Source organism: Rhodovulum kholense, from assembly GCF_003053725.1.
Classification (GTDB): domain Bacteria; phylum Pseudomonadota; class Alphaproteobacteria; order Rhodobacterales; family Rhodobacteraceae; genus Rhodovulum; species Rhodovulum kholense.
The window spans coordinates 1-18,033 of the sequence record NZ_QAYC01000003.1; the positions used below are offsets into that span (position 1 = coordinate 1).

Consider the following 18,033-nt stretch of genomic DNA (forward strand, 5'->3'; position numbering starts at 1 on the left):
AAATCGCTCCGCAACCGCTCGTAATCCTCCGCGAACCGTTCGTCGATCCGGCTCGTCAGATCGCCGCCAGACAGCGCCTGAAGCGCGCTGGCAAGCTTCGAAACGACTGCCTGCTGTTCGGCGGCGCGGGCCTGCCGCTCTTGTTCCGCCGCGCGTTCGGCCTGCTGCATGCGCTCGCGTTCGGCCAGGCCTTCGCGGAAGACGAGGAGCGAGGCGGCCATGCCCGCGATTTCTCCCCCGAAGATCCCGAAGCCCTTGACCTCTGCCAGTTCCCCGCGGGCGAGGCGGCCGGTGACGCGGACCAGCCGCGCCATCGGCCAGATGATCAGAAGCCAGGTCAGGATCGGCGCGGCAATGAAGATCGCGACGCTGCCGACCGTCACGAGCTTGAGGCGGTCCTTTGCGTCGCCTGCCTCGGCCAGGATGGCGGCGCCGATGTCGCCGACGGCGGCGATGGCGGTCGTCCCCTGTTTGCTGGCGACCGAGGCGATGTCGCGGAGGCGATCGTAGGCGTCGCGCGAGGCGTCCTCGGCCTCCCGCTGCGCGGCAAGCCAGGCGCGGCGGTTCGCCACCACGCCGGTTTCCGGGTCGGCGAAGGCGACGATTCCGTCGATCATGGTCTGGAGGCCGCTGTTCAGATAGACGCGCCCGGCCAGATCGGTCAGCGCATCGCGTGCGGCGAGGATCTGGTCTTGCGCGGCATCGGCCTCGGCCGAATCCTTGGCGGTGGCGCCGAGATAGGCAGAGGCGATCAGCGTCTTTACCGCGAGGTCGACATCGGACGCGTCGCGGATTTGCTGCACCTCGTTGCTCAGCAGCCGGTGGATGGCCTCGCGGTTGAAGACGGCGGTATCCTCGGCGCCGATCATCAACTTGAAGGTCAGGTCGTCGATGGCCGAGCTGAGCGCGATATTGCTGGCGTCGCGAAGCCGCATGACCTCTTCGGTATAGCCCGCGCGGGCCCGGAATCCGGCATTGGCCGAACTGGCAAAGGCGGCCCGGGTTTCGGTCAGGATCGGCAGGTAGTCCGGGATCGTGCCCGCCGCGTCGAGATCGGAAAGCAGCCCTTCCAGCTTGCGCAGGCTGGCCGTTGCCAGATCGCGCAGGATCGCGGCCAGCGCGGGATCTTCCTGCCGGGCCAAGGCCAGGGCGACGCCGGAAAGCAGGTTGATCTCGGCCCGGGCCTGCAGGATCAGCGCCGTCGAGTTGAAGTCGGAATGGACCAGCGTGTCGAGCGTATCGGACACGCTTTCGATGGTCTGGTCGCCCGCGAGGTTCATGTCATAGACGGCATCCTCGGTCATGGTCGACAGCGCTTCCTGGATCTCGCCCACCTGCGCCCCGAATTCGGACAGCTGATTCTGCATGAGTGTCTGGCTCGCGAAGCGCCGCTCCAGCGCCTTCCGCATCTGTTGCGCCTTGTCGGCCAGGGCCACCAGCATCGGCAGGAAGGCCTTGCGGTCCTCCGGAGAAAGAGCGTTGACGGCCGCAAGCATATCTTTGCTTTCGCCTCCGAAATCCTTGAACCCGGTTTCGACGCCTTCGATATTGCGGGCCATCAGCATTTCCGAAAGCGAGTCGCGGATGTCCCCGGTATGCTCGATGACCGTGACGCTGTCCCGGATGCCGGGCAGGTCATCGGAGACGAGCTTGTCGATCTGCGCTGACAGCGAGTCGAAGACCATCGTCGAGATCACGATGGCGGCCGCGGTCATTGCCCCCATCAGAACGAGGGCGGACGCGAATTTCAGCGCGATACTACCGAACACCGTCGAAACGAACTTCAGCATGGCAGCCCTCCGGGGCGTGACGTGGTCGTTTTATGCCAAGCGGCCGCGGGGCCGCCCGCAGGATCAGGATTTCGGCTCAAGGGCCGTCTCGGCGGCCGACCCGGCGGCCGGCCTGGAGCCCGGGGCAGGGATCTCGACGGGCTCGAACGCGCCATCGGCCGAGATCCGGGTCAGGAAGACCTGGTCGAGCCCCTGATTGTCGCCCGGGCCAAAGACAAGATGCAGGCCGCCGAGATCGAGGTCTCCCAACTGATCGAGCGCGGCCAGCACCTTGGCGCGGGTCGGGAAGGGACCGGCCTTTTCAAGAGCCTTCAGCGCGACCCGCCCGGCCAGATAGCCCTCGAGCGAGACGAATTCGGGCGCGGCCTCGGCATCGACGGCTTTCAGCGCGGCCTGGTACTCGGCCACGACCGGCACCGAGCTGTCGCCCGGGAGGGGCACGACCTGGCTGACGATGATGCCTTCTCCGGCGGGGCCCAGTTCCTCGCTGAGCGCGCGCGAGCCGACGAAAGAGATGTTGACGAGCTGCGGTGTGAAGCCGAGCTTGCGTCCGACGCGGACGAATTCGGCGACCGGCTTGTAGGCGGCGACCATCACCACCGCGTCGGGATTGGCCTTGCGGATGTTCAGAAGCCCGACCTTCACCGCCAGAGTGTTGCGCGTGTAGTTCGCTTCGGCGACCGGGGTCAGCCCGCGCTTTTGCAGCGCGCGGCGCACCCCTTCCAGTCCGGACTGGCCAAACCCGTCATCCTGATAAAGGACCGCGATCCGGTCCTTGCCGAGCGCATCGACCAGATAGGCGATCCAGGCTTCGGTTTCGCTGTCGTAGCTGGCGCGGATGTTGGCCACGTTGCTGACCCAGGGCGCGCGCAGGAAATCGGTCCCGGTCAGCGGGCCGATCATCGGCATCCCGGCCGCGGCCGCGACCGGCAGCGTCGCCTTGGCGGTGGGGGTGCCGACCTGGCCGACCAGCGCAAGGTAGCGGTCGTCGGCAAGCACTTTCTCGACCTCGGTGGCCGAGCGGGTGGGTTCGTAGCCGTCGTCGAAACTGTCCATCTGGATCTTGCGGCCATTCACCCCGCCGGCCCGGTTGGCTTCCTCGAAGGCGGCCAGCAGGCCGAGGCGCATGCCCTGGCCCAGTGCCCCGGCCGGCCCTTCAAGGGCCGCGACCTGGGCGAAGCGGACGACCGACCGGTCGGATCCGGAATCGGCAAGGAGAGAGGTGGCTGGCCCAAGGAGGCTCGCGGCAAGTGCGACGGCAAAGGCAAGACGCATGTCGTGTTCCGGTACCGGAGGGTTTCCAGTTCAGAGCACTAGCTGTCGCGACGTTAAGATAGGGTATGCCAGCGCTCCGGCGATCGCTGACGTTTCTCGTAAAGTTCGAGCGAAATTCAGGCGAAGCCGGGGCGCACGGGGGGTAATCCCGGGTCAACCCCGGGTATAGCCAAGCGAGGCCTGAAGAAGCTTGCGGGTGTAGGGATGCGCCGGCGTCAGCGCCCGCATTTCGTCCACGCCCATCACCTCGACGATCTCTCCGGCCTGCATCACCGCGATGCGTTCGCACATATGGGCGACCACCGCGAGATCGTGCGAGACCATCAGGAAGGTCAGCTTGTGTTCGGCCCGCAGGTCGGTCAGCAGGTTCAGGATCTCGGCCTGGACCGACACGTCAAGCGCCGATGTGGGCTCGTCGAGGAGCAGGATCGAGGGTTCGGGGGCCAGCGCCCGGGCGATGGCCACGCGCTGGCGCTGGCCGCCCGACAGCTGGTGCGGATAGCGAAAGCGGAAGGCCGAGCCGAGGCCCACATCGTCGAGCAGCCGCACGATGCGCGGTTCGATATCGCGAAACCCGTGCAGGTGCAGGGTTTCGGACAGCACCTGATCGACCGACTGGCGCGGATGGAGCGAGGCATAGGGGTCCTGAAAGACCATCTGGACGCTCTTGTAGAAGTTGCGGTCGCGGCGGTGGCCCGAGCGGACCGGATTGCCGTTCACCGCCATCCGGCCCGACCAGTCGGGCGCGAGCCCGGTCAGCGCGCGCATGATCGTCGACTTGCCCGAGCCGCTTTCGCCGACCAGCCCGAAGCTTTCGCCATGGCCGACGCGAAAGTTCGCGTGCCGGACGGCATCGACCCGGTCGCGGCCCTCGCCGAACCAGACGCTGACATCGTCGAAGAAAAGCGCGCTCATGACGGCCTCACCGAGGGGGTTTCGGCCCAGGAGGGATCGCGGCGCAGCACCTCGAGCCGTTTTTGCGGCGCATCAAGCCGGGGCAGCGAGTTCAGAAGCCCTCGCGTATAGGGGTGCTTCGCCTCGTGCAGCTTGTCGGCCTCGCAGGTCTCGACCACGCGGCCGGCATACATGATCAGCACCCGGTCGCAGAAATCGGCCACCAGGTTCAGGTCGTGGCTGATGAAGATCAGCCCCATGCCGCGATCCTGCACCAGCCGGTCCATGATCTGCAGCACCTGTGCCTGCACCGAGACATCGAGCGCCGAGGTCGGTTCGTCCGCGATCAGCAGTTCGGGGTCGGGGATCAGCATCATCGCGATCATGATCCGCTGGCCCATGCCGCCCGAAAGCTCATGCGGATGGGCGCGCATCACCCGTTCGGGGTCGCGGATCGAGACGGCTTCCAGCATGCCGAGCGCGCGCTCGCGTGCCTCGGACCGGCTGCCCTTCTTGTGGACGCGCCAGGCCTCGATCAGTTGATCGCCCACGCTCATCACCGGGTTCAGCGAGAATTTCGGGTCCTGCATCACCATCGAGATCCGCTCGCCGCGCACCTGGCGCATCTGGGCCTCCGATTTCTGCATCAGGTCTTCGCCATCAAGCCGGATATGCGCGGCGGTGACCTGCCCCGGCGGCCGGATCAGCCTCAGGATCGACCGGCCGGTCATCGACTTGCCCGACCCGCTTTCGCCGACGATGCCCAGCCGCTCGCGGCCAAGCGTGAACGAGACGCCGCGCACCGCGTCCAGTATCCCGGTGCGGGTCGGAAACCGGACCCAGAGGTCCTCGACTTCGAGCAGGGGGGTCATTTCTCTCCCTTCGGATCGAGCACGTCGCGCAAGCCGTCGCCCAGCAGGTTGAAGGCCAGCGACACGGTGAAGATCGCCAGCCCCGGCATGGTGGCGACCCACCAGTGATCGAGGATGAAGCGGCGGCCCTCGGAAATCATCGCGCCCCATTCGGGGCTGGGCGGCTGGGCGCCGAGCCCGAGGAACCCAAGCCCGGCTGCGGCGAGGATGATCCCGGCCATGTCAAGCGTCACCCGCACGATCAGCGACGAGATGCAGAGCGGCCAGATATGCCGGGTGATGATCCGGATCGGACCGGCACCATGCAAGCGGACGGCGCTGATGAAATCGGCGTTCCGAAGGGTCAGCGTCTCGGCCCGGGCGATCCGGGCATAGGGCGGCCAGGCGGTCAGGGCGATGGCCAGCACCGCGTTCTCGATGCCTGCGCCCAGCGCGGCGACAAAGGCCAGCGCCAGCACCAGCCGCGGGAAGGCCAGGAAGATGTCGGTGATCCGCATCAGCACCAGATCGACCCAGCCGCCGAGATAGCCAGAGACGGTGCCGACGATCAGCCCCGCCAGCGGCGCGATGAGGGCGACGAGGGTGACGATGTAAAGCGTGATCCGCGAGCCGTAGATCAGCCGCGAGAGGATGTCGCGCCCCAGCGAATCCGTGCCCAGCGGATGGCCGGGCGTGCCCAGCGGCTGCAGCCGGGCGGTGAGGTCCTGATAGAAGGGGTCATGCGGCGCGATCCAGGGCGCGAGTGCGGCAATGGCCAGCAGCGCGATCAGGATCGCCAGCCCGAACATCGCCATCGGGTTGCGGCGGAAGGCCAGCCAGCCGTGATAGAGGTTCGCCAGCCGGGCCTGCCCCCGCGAGTGCGGCGTGTCGGTCAGAAGCCAGGCGCGAAGTCCGGTCATCTCGGTCATTTCGCCCTCGGATCGAAGACCTTGTAAAGCAGGTCGGAAAAGACGTTCAGCAGGACGAAGGCGAGCCCCACCACCACGGTGCCGCCCAGGACCGCGCTCATGTCGGCGGACAGCAGGGCGTTGGTGATGTAGGACCCGATGCCCGGCCACGAAAAGATGATCTCGGTCAGCACCGAGCCTTCCAGAAGCCCGGCATAGCTGAGTGCGATCACCGTGATCAGCTGCACCCGGATGTTGCGGAAGGCATGGTTCCAGATCACCGCGCGCTCGCTCAGGCCCTTGACCCGGGCGGTGGTGACATATTCGGCCGACATCTGTTCCAGCATGAAGGACCGGGTCATGCGGCTGATATAGGCGAGGCTGTAATAGCCCAGCAGGGACGCCGGCAGCACGATATGGCTGAGCGCGTCGCGAAAGACCGTTCCGTCGCCCGCCAGCGCACTGTCGATCAGGATCATGCCGGTGACGGGCTCGATCATGCCGTCATAGAAGATCGACAGCCGCCCCGGCCCGCCGACCCAGCCGAGAATGCCGTAGAAGATCAGAAGGCCCATGAGCCCGAGCCAGAAGATCGGCATCGAATAGCCCACCAGCGCCACCACGCGCGCGATCTGGTCGATCCAGGACCCGCGCCGGACGGCGGCCAGCACGCCCAGCGGCACGCCCAGCAGCACGCCCATCAGCGTGCCCAGCGTCGCCAGTTCCAGCGTCGCCGGAAAGACCCGGGCGATGTCTTCGGATACGGGCCGCGCGGTCAGCAGCGAGGTGCCGAAATCGCCCCGGACCACGTCCTGCAGATAGAACCAGAACTGCACCAGCAGCGGCCGGTCCAGCCCGAGTTCCTGATAGACCCGGTTATAGACCTCGGGGCTGGCGCGTTCGCCGACGATCGCCAGCACCGGGTCGATGGGCATCACGCGGCCGATCAAGAAGGTGACGAACAGCAAGCCCAGCATGGTGATCGCGATCGACCCCAGCGTCACGCCCGTCCGTTTCACCCAGCGGGGAGGGAAAGGCGCGCGGGCGCGCCCTTCCTGTGCCTTGCCGGTTGCCGACACGTTACTTGGTCACTTTCCAGTAGCTGGCATCGCTGACCGCCAGCCCGGTGGTGAAGTTCTGCACATTCTCGCGCACGCCGTCCTGCTCGATGTTCTGGAACATGATGGCGAAGGGCGAGATTTCGCGGAACCTGGCCTGGATCTCATGATACATCTCGGCGCGCTTGGCGGTGTCGCGCTCGGCCACCGCGGCCTCGGTCATCTCGGTCAGCCCGCCCGCATCCCAGGAATTGCGCCAGGCCAGAATGCCGCCATTCTGCGCCTCGTCCGAGTTGTCGGGGTTATAGGCGAAGGTCGAGGCATTGGTCTGCGGGTCGGCATAGTCCGGCCCCCAGGTGCCCAGATAGACGTCCAGATCGCGGGCGCGATACTTGGCCAGCACCTGCTTGCCGGTGCCGACCTCGATGTTCAGCGTGATGCCCGCCTGGGCAAAGGTGTTCTGCATCGACTGGGCAATCTCAAGACGCTCCTGCACATCGCGCACGCCGATGGTCAGTTCCAGCCCGTCGACCCCCGCCTCGGCCAGCAGCGCCTTGGCCTTCTCGACATCGAGCGAGAACGGGTTGTCCTTCACGGCACCCAGATAGGACTGGGGCAGGAAGTTCTGCTGGACGGTCCACTGCCCCTTGAGGAAGCTGTTCACCATGCCGTCGTAATCGACGAGGTACTTGAATGCCTCCAGCACCTCGGGCTTTGTCAGCTCGGGGATCTTCTGGTTGAACGAGGCATACATCAGGTAGCCTTTCAGCTCTTCCTGGATCTTGATGCCCTCGGCCCCGGTGATGCCCTGCACGTCCTCGGGGTTGAGGTTGCGCGCGACATCGACATCGCCGCGTTCCAGCAGCAGCCGCTGGGTCGCGCTTTCGGCGATATGGCGCACGATCACCCGCTGCATCGCGGGCGTGCCCTGATAGAAGTCTGGATTGGCCTGAAGGGTCACGGATTCGTTCGGTTTCCAGGCCACGAGGCTGTAGGCGCCCGAGCCCGCCGAATTGGTCTTGAGCCAGTCGTGGCCCATGTCGCCGTCGACCTCATGCGCCATCACTGTCGTCTTGTCGACGATCGAGCCGATGGTCGCGGTCAGGCAGTTCAGCACGAAGGAGGTCGCATAGGCCTTGTCGGTGGTGATGACCAGCTTGTTGCCGTCGGCCTTGATGGTTTCCTCGATATTCTCGGGGGTAAAGCCGAACTGGGTCAGGATGAACGACGGCGTGAGGTTCAGCAGAACCGCGCGGCGCAGCGAGAATTCGGCATCCTCGGCGGTCACCGGGTTGCCCGAGACGAAGCTGACACCCTCGCGCATGGTGAAGGTGATGGTGCGGCCGTCCTCGCTGACCTCCCAGCTTTCGGCGAGGTCGGGCTGATAGCCGGCCTCGAAATCCAGAGGATCGAAGTTCACCAGCCGCCCGTAGACGTTGCGCAGCACGTCGCCGCCCGCGAATTCGAAGGTCTCGGCCGGGTCGAGCGTGGTGATGTCGTCGATCCGGTTGGCCACCACCAGCATGTTCGCGGGCGTTTCGGCCCAAAGCGCAGGCGCCACGCCCGCGAGCGTCGCGGCCAGCGCGGCGCCCGACATCAGCCTTGCAAAAGCGTTCATCTTGGTCGTCCTCTCTGTTGGTCTGTTTTTATGTCGTCTTCCGGCGTCGTTGCGCCGGTCTTGCCCGTCAGTGGCCCCAGGTTTTCTCCAGCACCCTCAGCCAGTTACCATGGCAGATCCGCTCGATCAGCTGGGGACCGTAGCCATGGGCCGTCATCGCGGCGCGCAATGCGGGCAGCCCCGCGGCCGACCCGATCGCAGACGGGATCATCGCCCCGTCGAAATCCGACCCGAGCCCCACGCGAGTCTCGCCGAGCTTGCCCAGCAGATGGTCGAGATGACGCAGCATGTCGTCAAGACCGGTATCGATCATGCGCCCGTCGGGCCTCAGAAAGGCGGTCGCAAAGTTCAACCCGACCATGCCGTCGCTGGCGGCGATGGCCTCGAGCTGGGCGTCGGTCAGGTTGCGGGCATGGGGGCAGATCGCATGGGCGTTCGAATGGGTCGCGACCAGCGGCGCATCCGAGTGTTTGGCGACGTCCCAGAAGCCCGCCATGGTCATGTGCGACAGATCGAGCATGATCCTCAGCGCATTGCAGCGCCTGACCAGCGCCACGCCCAGATCGGTCAGCCCGCCGCCGGTATCGCCGTCCGAGGGAAATCGGAACGGCACGCCCTCGCCGAAGATGGTGGGCCGGCTCCAGACCGGACCGAGCGAACGCAGCCCCGCGCCGTGCAGAACGTCAAGCGTGATCAGCTCGGGGTCGATGGCCTCGGCGCCTTCCATGTGCAGGATGGCCGCCAGCTTGTGTTCGACCATCGAGATATGGATTTCCGCGGCGCTGCGGCAGATCTTCAGCGCGCCCAGCTCTTCCAGCCGCTCCAGCGTTGCGACCTGCGCCATGGCAACGGTCAGCGCGTGGTCCTGCGGTTCGGGCGGGGGCAGGGGCAAGTCGTAGCTGTCCTGCGCCATCGCCTCTTCATTGTCCTCGCCGCCCTCGGAGGGCACATAGACCGCGAAGAAACCGCCGCCGAGCCCGCCCGCGCGGGCCTTGGGCAGGTCGATATGGCCCGCATCCCCGGTCAGGAAGGTTTCGGCGGCCGCCGGTCCGCCGGCGCGATAAAGTCTGAGAAGAACGTCGTTATGGCCGTCGAAAACGGCGGGCAAGGTCTTGGGATCCACGAATGTCTCCGGGATTGACGGGTCAGGGGGTCTGACTTACCTGGCAAGCCTAACGAAAAGATTCGGGGGACGGAAAGCCCGAAAGCGGACCTTGTGGTCAAAAAATGGCGCTTTGCCTGCGGACGCGGCGGCCGGAGGTTTAGTGCACGATGGTCTCTTCGCGGACAAACATGTTCGCCCAGGCGCGGTCGATCAGCTCGGGGCTCATCTGGCTGGGAATCCCCTCGAACTCGCAGATGGCGATCATCTGGTCGATCAGGAAGACCGGCTGGTAGTTGGCATAGACATTGTCGATGGTCGGGTATTTTTCCCTGAGCAGGTAGATCAGCGTGTCCTCGTCGATGGGCATCTTCTTCTTGCGGGCGACGAGGGCGAAGATCTTCAGGAAATCCTCCTGGCAGGGGCCGTCGACCTTGATCTTGAAGAAGATCCGGCGCAGCGCGGCGCGGTCGAAGATCTCGTTCGGATGGAAGTTGGTCGAGAAGATCACCAGAGTGTCGAAGGGCACCTCGAACTTCTCGCCCGATTGCAGCGCGAGGATGTCTCGGCTTTCCTCCAGCGGCACGATCCAGCGGTTGATCAGCGCCTGCGGCGGTTCGGCCTGGCGCCCGAGATCGTCGACGATGAAGACGCCGCCGGTGGCCTTCAGCTGCAGCGGCGCCTGATAGGTGCGCGCGGTCGGGTTGTAGACGAGATCGAGCATCGACAGCGACAGCTCGCCCCCGGTGATGACTGTGGGGCGGCGGCACAGCACATAGCGCGTGTCGGTGCGACCCGCGGCCCGGCGCAGCGCGGTCGGGTCGTCTTCCTGTTCCTCGGCGGCGGTATGCACGATGGGGTCGTAGACGGTGATCACCTGACCGGCATATTCGATGGCGCGTGGAATGAAGATCCGGTCGCCAAGCGCGTCGCGTATGCCGTTCGAGATCGAGGATTTCCCGTTTCCGGGCGGGCCATACATCAGGATCGACCGGCCGGCGCTGACCGCCGGCCCCAGATGGTCGAGCAGCGAATCCGGCAGGATCAGATGGCCCATCGCCCCGGTCAGCTGGCTGCGGGTGATCTGGATGTTGCGGATCGACTGGCGGCGGACCTGTTCGGCATAGACCTCCAGCGGCACCGGCATCGCGCCGTAATATTCCGACTGGGTCAGCGCGTCGAGCGCGCGCGCCTTGCCCGCCTCGGTCAGCTGATAGCCCATCTCGCCGCCCGAATTGGCATGAAGCGTCCCGGTCGCCTCCAGCAGCTTCTGGCCGCGGGCAAGATCGACCAGTTCCTGCGCGACTGGCACCGGCAGGCAGATCGCCCGGGCGATCTCGGTCACCACATCGACATTCTTGCGGAAGATCGTCTTCAGCAGGATGTCGCGCATCATCACGATCGGCAGCTGCATCTCGGCCAGCGCGCGTGGGGCGGGCGGCCCGAAGACCGTCGAGGCTTGCATGTTCATCGCGGGTCCAGGGCTGACTGCGGCTTCGGAGCCGAGACTGCCCCGGGTTTCGGGCAATTCTGGGGCAAAGAGCCGAGTTTTCGCGACAATTGCGGGGATCGCAACCTTTCGTTCAACCGTCTGGGCCAGAAAGGGCCCGCATATCGGAGGGTGACAGATGAAAGGATCGTTCCCGGCGGTTCTGGCGGGGCTGATGGCGGCGATCCTTGCGCTGGCCACGGCGCTGGGGCTGGCCAAGGGCGGTCTGCATATCTCCAATCACGAGGGCGATCTGCTGCATCTGGCCGACATCGTCCGGCGCGAGGTCGACGGCGAATGGCCGCATCTCGATTTCGTCACGCCGCTGGGCGTTCTGGCCTATGCCCCCATCGCGGCGCTGGCCGCCCTTGGCCAGCCGCTGGGGCTGGCGGTGATCTGGGCGCAGGCGCTGGCTGGCGCGGTCCTGCTGCCCGGTGCGTTCTGGGTCGGGCTCAGCCGGCTCGACCGGGGCTGGGCCTGCCTCTTCGGGGCGGGCGTCATGGGGCTGGCCGTGGCACTGGCCTCCGGGGGGCCGGAGCCCTGGATCTCGCTTTCGATGCATTATAACCGCTGGGGCTGGGCCATCGCCTTCGTCGTGCTCGCGATTGCCATCCTGCCGCCGCGCGGGTCCGGCCCGGGGCAGCAACTGGCCGACGGGCTTGTGCTGGGGCTGGGGCTTGCGGCGCTTGCGCTGATCAAGGCCACCTACCTGCTGGCCTGCGCACCGGTCGCCCTTCTGGCGCTGGCGCTGCGCCGCGACGGCCGCGCATTGGCGACCGCGCTGGCGGCGGCTCTGGCGATCTTCGGCGGGCTCACGCTGGTGGCCGGGCCAGGGCTCTGGCCAGCCTATCTGGCCGATCTGCTGGAGGTTGCCCGCACCGACATACGCCCCTATCCCGGCGATCCGTTCCTGACAGTGATCGGCGGGGCACCGACCGTGGCCGGCACGCTGCTTTATCTCGTGGCAGTGATCCTTGCCCGGCGCGGCGGCTGGCGTCGGGAGGGTCTGCTGTTGCTAACGGCGGCGCCGGGCCTTGCCTATGTGACCTACCAGAACCATGGCAACGCCCCGGTCTGGCTGTTTCTTCTGGGCATCGTGGCGCTGGCGTTGCGGCGGCCAGGAACCCCGCCCCCCCGCGGGCTGATGGCGGTCGGCTGGTCGGCGCTGGTGCTGGCCGCGCCCATCTTCTTTTCCCTTTTCGAGAGCCCGGTTCGCAACGTCCTCGCGGCCGAAACCGAGGCGGTTGCACTTTTGCCCGGCGATCAGGGCCTCTGGATGCCCGCCAAGCGCGCACACCAGGTCGAGACCCGCAGCCCTCGCGCTCTCGATCTCGAACGGCCCGAATGGTGGGGCGATCCCGGTCCCGAGCCGGTTGTCTTTCGCGGCAGCGCGCTTGAGGACTGCATCATCACGAACGGGCTTGTCGGCTGGTATCGCGCGATCTCGGAAGACCTCGCGGCGGCGGGCTTCGCGGGTCATCCGGCCTTTGTTGCCGATATCCTCAGCACCTACTGGCTGTTCGGCGGGGTGGGGCGGCTCGAAGGCGGGGCGCCCTGGTATTACGGCGGGCTGCCCGGGATCGAGGGAGCCGAGCTTTTGCTGGTGCCGCAATGCGCGGGCGATATCGGCGCGCGGCGTCGTATCCTCGCGACCATCGAGGCGGGCGGTTACGATCTGACCGAACTGCGCCGGACCCGCGACTACATCGTGCTGGGCATCGCGCCGCCCGCGGCCAACGCCAGATAAAGGATCAAGGCCGGGCCAAGCGCGAACCCCATGGGAAAATCGCGTGCCTCCCACGAAGCCCAGCCGGGCAGGGCGCGCCGAAGGCCCGGGATCCGCCGGGCCAGACGATGCGCGGCGAAGGCCACCGGGATCGCCGCAGCCAGCAGGAAGAGAAAGGCGCCAATATCGCCCGGCGCAACCAGGGGGGCCATCGCGGCGGCGAACTTGGCATCGCCCGCGCCCACCGCGCCCATCTGGTTCAGCCCGAAACCGAGCGTCAGCACCACCGCCAGATGCAGCCAGCGCCAGGCCCAGGCTTCCAGCGGCAGCACCGCGAGCCCGACCAGCGCATAGACCGCGACCAGCGCCAGCACCGCGCGGTTCGGAATGGTCATGGTCCGAAGATCGCTGAGCGCAGTCCAAAGCGCGATGGGGGTCGCGACGGGCAGAAACCAGAGCGCCTCGGTCATGGGCCCGGCCTAGCCCCGCGCCTCGAGCGCGCGCAGGGCTTGGACGGCGGCCTCGAAATGCTGGGGATGGGTCTCGATGGCCTCTTCCAGCAGGCCCTTGCCGATGGCCACGTCGCCCTGCTTGATCGCGGTCAGGGCGAGCGTGTGGTAAAGCTGCGCCCGCTCGGTCTGGGTCATCTCGATCACCGGCAGGTCGTATTTGCGCTGCGCGCCCCGGGCCAGCACCAGATTGTTCTTGGCCGTAAACAACTTGGGGTCATAGGTCAGGGCATCGACGAAAAGCCGCTCGGCGCCCCGGTAATCGCCCCGCGTCAGCTTGGAATAACCCCAGTTGTTGTAGACCCCGGCGGGTTTGGTGGTCAGCCCGGCGGCGGTCTCGTAGAAACTGTCGGCCTTGGCCCATTCGCGGTTGCTGTCGGCCACCATCGCCTCGAGCCGGTAGCGCTGATAGGTTTCGAAGGTGGGCGGGACCCTGTCGAGTTCGGCCTCGGCCTTGCCCCAGTCGCCGACCCGGATCAGCGCATCGGCGTAGTTCACCCGGTCCGCGTTCCCGGCCTCGGGGTGGCGCACCACCTCGGCCCAGGCGGCGACGGCCTCGGCCGGGCGCCTGGCCCGGATCAGCGACTGCGCCAGCCCGCGCCGGGCGGCCAGCTTGTCGGGGTCCTCGTCCAGCAGCCGCCGGAAATAGCGGATCGCCTCGTCGGGATCGGCCACCGTCATCATGATGTCGTTGAGGCTGCTTTCGTCGCTCGCCAGCACGTCCTGCACCGCGCGGTCGACATCGGTATCGCCGGGTTTCTGGCAGGCCGCGACCGACAGCGCCAGGGCGGCGCAGATCGGGGCCAGAACGGGATGGCGCATCGCGGCGTCCTTTCGGCTGCTCTGTCCTCAGGGCGTGGCCAGAAGCAGGTATCTGCCCTCGCCGCGCCGCACCAGGTCGAAGTTGTTCCCTTCGTTCGGTGCCGAATCATAATCGGGATTTTCGGTTTTAGCGATAGCGAGCCGCAAATTGCGGCGAATGTCGTCAGAGCCGCCGCTGTCGAGCGCGAAAGCGGTCTCGAACACCCGCCGGGCCTCGCCGGCCTCGCCCTTTTCCATCAGCACGACGCCCAGATTGTTCCAGGCGGGCACGAAGCGTTCGTCCTCGGCAATGGCGCGGCGCAGCTGGGTTTCGGCCTGACCGAGCCGCCCGAGCCTCAGATTGGCCGACCCGATCGCCGACAGGACATCGGCGGTCAGCCCCTGCTTTGCCGCGGCGCGGTAATAGGCCTTCAGCGCCAGTTCGTATTCGCCCGCGGCCATCAGGCGGTGGCCGACGACCAGGCCGTCGACCGCCTCGTCAAGATGCGGGGCACCGGGCGGGGCGGGCAGGCCCCGATAGGCGGGCGAGAGCCGGTCCGAGGGGGCGCAGCCCGCGCAGAGCAGGGCGAGCGCCAGCCCGCAACAGCGCAGAAGGTCAGAACTTGGCGTTGTTGAGCGTGTCGTAGATCGCATAGACCGATGGGCCGATCAGGATGATGAGCAACGGCGGAACCGTGAACATCATCGTGCCCAAAGTCAGCTTGGTCGGCAACTTGTTCGCCTTTTCCTCGGCGCGCATGACGCGCTTGTCACGCATTTCCGCCGAGAAGACCCGCAGCGCCTCGGCGATCGAGGTGCCGAAGGTCGCCGACTGGATCAGCACCGTGACGAAGGACGAAATGTCGGTGACGCCGCAGCGTTCGGACATGTCGCGCAGTACCTGCACCCGGTCCTTGCCGGCCTTCATCTCGTTCGAGACGATTTCGTATTCCGAGGCCAGGTCGGGAAAGCCCGCCCGCATCTCGCGCGCGACCCGGAGGATTGACTGGTCGAGCGATTGCCCCGCCTCGACGCAGACCAGCATCATGTCGAGACTGTCGGGAAAGCCGTTGACGATTTCTTCCTGGCGGGTCTGCACCCGGCGTTCGACCCAGTATTTCGGCAGGTAATACCCGATGGCGCCCGGCACGATCACCGACAGGACGACCTTTGTCGTGTCGACCTCACCGCCCGCGTTCAGCAGGACCGAATAGATCAGACCGCCTGCCAGAAACAGAAGCCCCAGCGTGAACTGCGCGAAGTGGAACACCCGCACCGCCGATTTCGACCGGTAGCCCGCCCGCAACAGCTTCAGCCGTGCGGCCGAGAGTTCCTTTTCGTCCTGGGGTTCGAGGAAAGTCGAAAAGCGGTCGAGCTTGTCGGCGCGCGACACCTGGCGCAGGGGCGCCTGCTGGTCGCGGACGGTTGCGGATTCGGCCTCGCGGACCTGACGCTTGAGCTTGTCGAGAGGGTCGGTGCGTCGCGTCAGGAAGACCGGCAGCGACAGCGCGATCAGCCCCACGCCCAGCAGGCCCACCGCGATCAACGGCCCGAGCGGCCCGAAACGGTCGGTGATCCAGCCGGTGACGTAAGCGACGAAATCCATGGCCCTGCCCTCAGACCTTGATGTTGACCATGATGCGCATGAAGATCACGTTCACGACGAGAAACACGGCCACGGCGATGGCGGCCGGGATGAAGGCGGCGGTTTCCTTGACATCGTCGTAATAGTCGGGCTTCAGCACCGAGATCATCAGGATCGCGGCGATCGGAAAGCCCGACAGGAACATGCCCGACCATTTCGCCTCGGCGGTGATCGCCTTGACGCGGCGGAAGAGCTTGAAGCGCGAGCGGATCACCGCGGCGAGACCCGCCAGCACCTCGGCCAGGTTGCCGCCCGATTGCTGCTGGATCGTCACCGCGACCGCGAGAAAGCGCAGGTCCTGCATGTCGACCCGTTCGGCCAGATCCTTCAGCGCCTCGCTGACATCGCGGCCATAGGCGGCCTCGTCCGCGATGACGCCGAATTCCGATCCCAGCGGGTCGGGCACCTCCTGGGCGACGATGTTGATGGCCGAGATGAAGGGATGGCCCACGCGCAGCGAGCGCACCATCAGTTCGACCGCGTCGGGCAACTGTTCCTCGATCAGGCCGAGCCGCTTCTTGGCCTTGCCGTTGACCCAGATATAGACCCCGCCGATGCCGATCCCGATCGAGGCCAGCACGCGCACCGGAAGCGCGGCCCCGGTGCCCAGCGTCAGACCCAGAAAGGCCACGCCCGACAGCACCACCATGACCCCGATCAGCTGCACGGGCGTGAAGGCGATATTGGCCTTCTGCGCCCGCTCGGCCAGAATCGAGTAAAGCGGGATGCCGCGGGCGCGCATGTGCTGGGTCATCTCCTTGCGGAGCTGTTCCAGGACCTTTTCGCGGTCGACGCCCTTTTCCAGCATCTCGAGCCGCCGGTTGACCCGGGCGTTCAGGCTGATCGACTTGCCGAAGACGGTCAGATAGAGCCCCTCGACCAGCGCCAGCACCGAGAGGAAGATCAATCCGTAGATCAGGGGTTCCGCGCCGATCTGCATGGGCTATTTCCCCCGGGCCGGTTCGAAGATGCTGGCGGGCAGGTCGTAGCCCCATTGCCGGAACCGCTCCGAAAAGGCGCTGCGCACGCCCGTCGCGGTAAAGCGGCCGATGATCTTGCCGCTGGAATCGAGCCCGAGCCGTTCGTAGCGGAACACTTCCTGCATCGAGATCACCTCGCCCTCCATCCCGGTCACCTCGGTGATCGAGACCATGCGGCGCGAGCCGTCCTGCAGGCGGCTGGCCTGCACGATCAGGTTGACGGCCGAGGCGATCTGGGCACGCACCGCCTTCAGCGGCATTTCGATCCCGGCCATGGCGATCATGTTTTCCAGACGGCTGACCGCGTCGCGGGCATTGTTGGCGTGGATCGTGGTCATCGACCCGTCATGGCCGGTATTCATCGCCTGCAACATGTCGATCACCTCGTCGCCGCGGGTCTCGCCGACGATGATGCGGTCGGGCCGCATCCGAAGCGCGTTCTTCAGACAGTCGCGCTGACTGACCGCGCCCTTGCCCTCGACATTGGGGGGGCGGCTTTCCATCCGGCCGACATGGGTCTGCTGCAGCTGCAGCTCGGCGGTGTCCTCGATGGTCAGGATCCGTTCGGAATTGTCGATGAAGGACGACAGCGCGTTCAGCGTCGTGGTCTTGCCCGACCCGGTGCCGCCCGAGACGATGATATTCAGCCGGGTCGCGACCGCCGCCTGCAGATAGGCGGCCATCTCTTCGGTGAAGGCGCCGAACGTGACCAGATCGTCGATGCCAAGCTTGTCCTTCTTGAACTTCCGGATCGAGACCAGGCTGCCATCGACGGCAATGGGCGGCACCATCGCGTTGAAACGCGAGCCGTCGGCCAGCCGCGCGTCGACATAGGGGTTCGATTCATCGACCCGCCGCCCCACCGCCGAGACGATCTTGTCGATGATCCGAAGCAGGTGCTTTTCGTCGCGAAAGGCGATGTCGGTCAGTTGCAGCTTGCCCGCGCGTTCGACGAAGATCTGCTTGGGGCCGTTCACCAGGATGTCGTTGACGCTTTCGTCCTTCAAAAGCGGCTCCAGCGGGCCAAGCCCGGTCACCTCGTCGAACAGCTCCTGATAGAGCTGGGTGCGGTCGTCCTTGTTCAGGACGACGCCCATTTCCTCGAGCGCCTCGGAGGCGATGGCCTGGATCTCGGCGCGCAGCTCCTTTTCCTCGGCATGTTCCAGCGCGGCGAGGTTCAGGCTTTCCAGAAGCTGTTTGTGCAGTTCGGATTTCAGCTCGCCCAGGCGTTCCTTGCGCTTGCGGTCCTTTTCGCTGGGCGCGGGCTGGGCGGGCAGGGCCGGGGGCAGGGATGCTGCGGGCGGCGGCGGCGCCTCGGGCCGGGGCTCGGGCGGCGTGGCGGGCTGGACGGTGCCGGGCTCGGGCTTTCGGTAGCGCGAGAACATTC

The 18,033-nt window shown here is 66.4% G+C and carries 16 protein-coding genes; 1 reads left to right on the plus strand and 15 read right to left on the minus strand.

The window, feature by feature from the left end; translation table 11 throughout:
• From C8N38_RS04745 to C8N38_RS04785, 9 genes are all read right to left on the minus strand, one after another.
• Nucleotides 1-1,790, minus strand: a 1,790-nt coding sequence (locus C8N38_RS04745) for a hypothetical protein (RefSeq protein ID WP_146176226.1), incomplete at its 3' end; no start/stop codon positions are given.
• A gap of 63 nt (nt 1,791-1,853) precedes the next feature.
• Nucleotides 1,854-3,065 (minus strand): ABC transporter substrate-binding protein, encoded by a 1,212-nt coding sequence (locus C8N38_RS04750; protein ID WP_108024477.1) that lies wholly within the window; start codon nt 3,063-3,065, stop codon nt 1,854-1,856.
• Nucleotides 3,066-3,218: 153 nt separating this feature from the next.
• Nucleotides 3,219-3,980, minus strand: coding sequence for an ABC transporter ATP-binding protein (locus C8N38_RS04755; protein WP_108024479.1), 762 nt, complete (start codon nt 3,978-3,980; stop codon nt 3,219-3,221).
• Nucleotides 3,977-4,831: an ABC transporter ATP-binding protein gene (locus C8N38_RS04760; protein WP_108024481.1), complete on the minus strand. Its 855-nt coding sequence runs from the start codon at nt 4,829-4,831 to the stop codon at nt 3,977-3,979. Before C8N38_RS04760 ends, C8N38_RS04755 begins: the two co-directional genes overlap by 4 nt.
• Entirely contained in the window at nt 4,828-5,739 is a 912-nt protein-coding gene (locus C8N38_RS04765; RefSeq protein WP_108024483.1) for an ABC transporter permease, read from the minus strand. The genes C8N38_RS04760 and C8N38_RS04765 overlap by 4 nt, the downstream gene beginning before the upstream one ends.
• The gene (locus tag C8N38_RS04770; RefSeq protein ID WP_425440021.1) at nt 5,736-6,722 is read right to left on the minus strand and encodes an ABC transporter permease; all 987 of its coding nucleotides are present in this window, start codon (nt 6,720-6,722) and stop codon (nt 5,736-5,738) included. The genes C8N38_RS04765 and C8N38_RS04770 overlap by 4 nt, the downstream gene beginning before the upstream one ends.
• Before the next feature lie 76 nt (nt 6,723-6,798).
• Nucleotides 6,799-8,394: an ABC transporter substrate-binding protein gene (locus C8N38_RS04775; RefSeq protein WP_108024485.1), complete on the minus strand. Its 1,596-nt coding sequence runs from the start codon at nt 8,392-8,394 to the stop codon at nt 6,799-6,801.
• 67 nt (nt 8,395-8,461) lie between these two features.
• Nucleotides 8,462-9,517 (minus strand): dipeptidase, encoded by a 1,056-nt coding sequence (locus C8N38_RS04780; protein WP_108024487.1) that lies wholly within the window; start codon nt 9,515-9,517, stop codon nt 8,462-8,464.
• A gap of 139 nt (nt 9,518-9,656) precedes the next feature.
• A complete protein-coding gene (locus tag C8N38_RS04785; protein WP_108024489.1) occupies nt 9,657-10,967 on the minus strand; it encodes an ATPase in 1,311 nt (436 codons plus the stop codon).
• Between the two features lie 157 nt (nt 10,968-11,124).
• On the opposite strand from C8N38_RS04785, the gene C8N38_RS04790 reads away from it, so the two are divergent.
• On the plus strand, nt 11,125-12,732 hold the full coding sequence (locus C8N38_RS04790) for a hypothetical protein (RefSeq protein ID WP_108024491.1): 1,608 nt from the start codon (nt 11,125-11,127) through the stop codon (nt 12,730-12,732).
• Here the strand turns inward: C8N38_RS04790 and C8N38_RS04795 are convergent.
• The 6 genes from C8N38_RS04795 to C8N38_RS04820 are packed head-to-tail and all read right to left on the minus strand — an operon-like array spanning nt 12,687 to nt 18,031.
• A complete protein-coding gene (locus tag C8N38_RS04795; protein ID WP_108024493.1) occupies nt 12,687-13,181 on the minus strand; it encodes a prepilin peptidase in 495 nt (164 codons plus the stop codon). The two genes, C8N38_RS04790 and C8N38_RS04795, sit on opposite strands and share 46 nt — an antisense overlap.
• A 9-nt stretch (nt 13,182-13,190) precedes the next feature.
• Complete coding sequence (locus tag C8N38_RS04800; protein ID WP_108024495.1) at nt 13,191-14,042, minus strand: tetratricopeptide repeat protein; 852 nt, start codon at nt 14,040-14,042, stop codon at nt 13,191-13,193.
• Between the two features lie 27 nt (nt 14,043-14,069).
• Entirely contained in the window at nt 14,070-14,675 is a 606-nt protein-coding gene (locus tag C8N38_RS04805) for a tetratricopeptide repeat protein (protein WP_108024497.1), read from the minus strand.
• The gene (locus C8N38_RS04810; RefSeq protein ID WP_108024499.1) at nt 14,638-15,627 is read right to left on the minus strand and encodes a type II secretion system F family protein; all 990 of its coding nucleotides are present in this window, start codon (nt 15,625-15,627) and stop codon (nt 14,638-14,640) included. Before C8N38_RS04810 ends, C8N38_RS04805 begins: the two co-directional genes overlap by 38 nt.
• 10 nt (nt 15,628-15,637) lie before the next feature.
• Nucleotides 15,638-16,606 (minus strand): type II secretion system F family protein, encoded by a 969-nt coding sequence (locus C8N38_RS04815; RefSeq protein ID WP_108024501.1) that lies wholly within the window; start codon nt 16,604-16,606, stop codon nt 15,638-15,640.
• 3 nt (nt 16,607-16,609) lie between these two features.
• Nucleotides 16,610-18,031, minus strand: coding sequence for a TadA family conjugal transfer-associated ATPase (locus C8N38_RS04820; protein ID WP_108024503.1), 1,422 nt, complete (start codon nt 18,029-18,031; stop codon nt 16,610-16,612).
• Nucleotides 18,032-18,033: the final 2 nt, after the last annotated feature.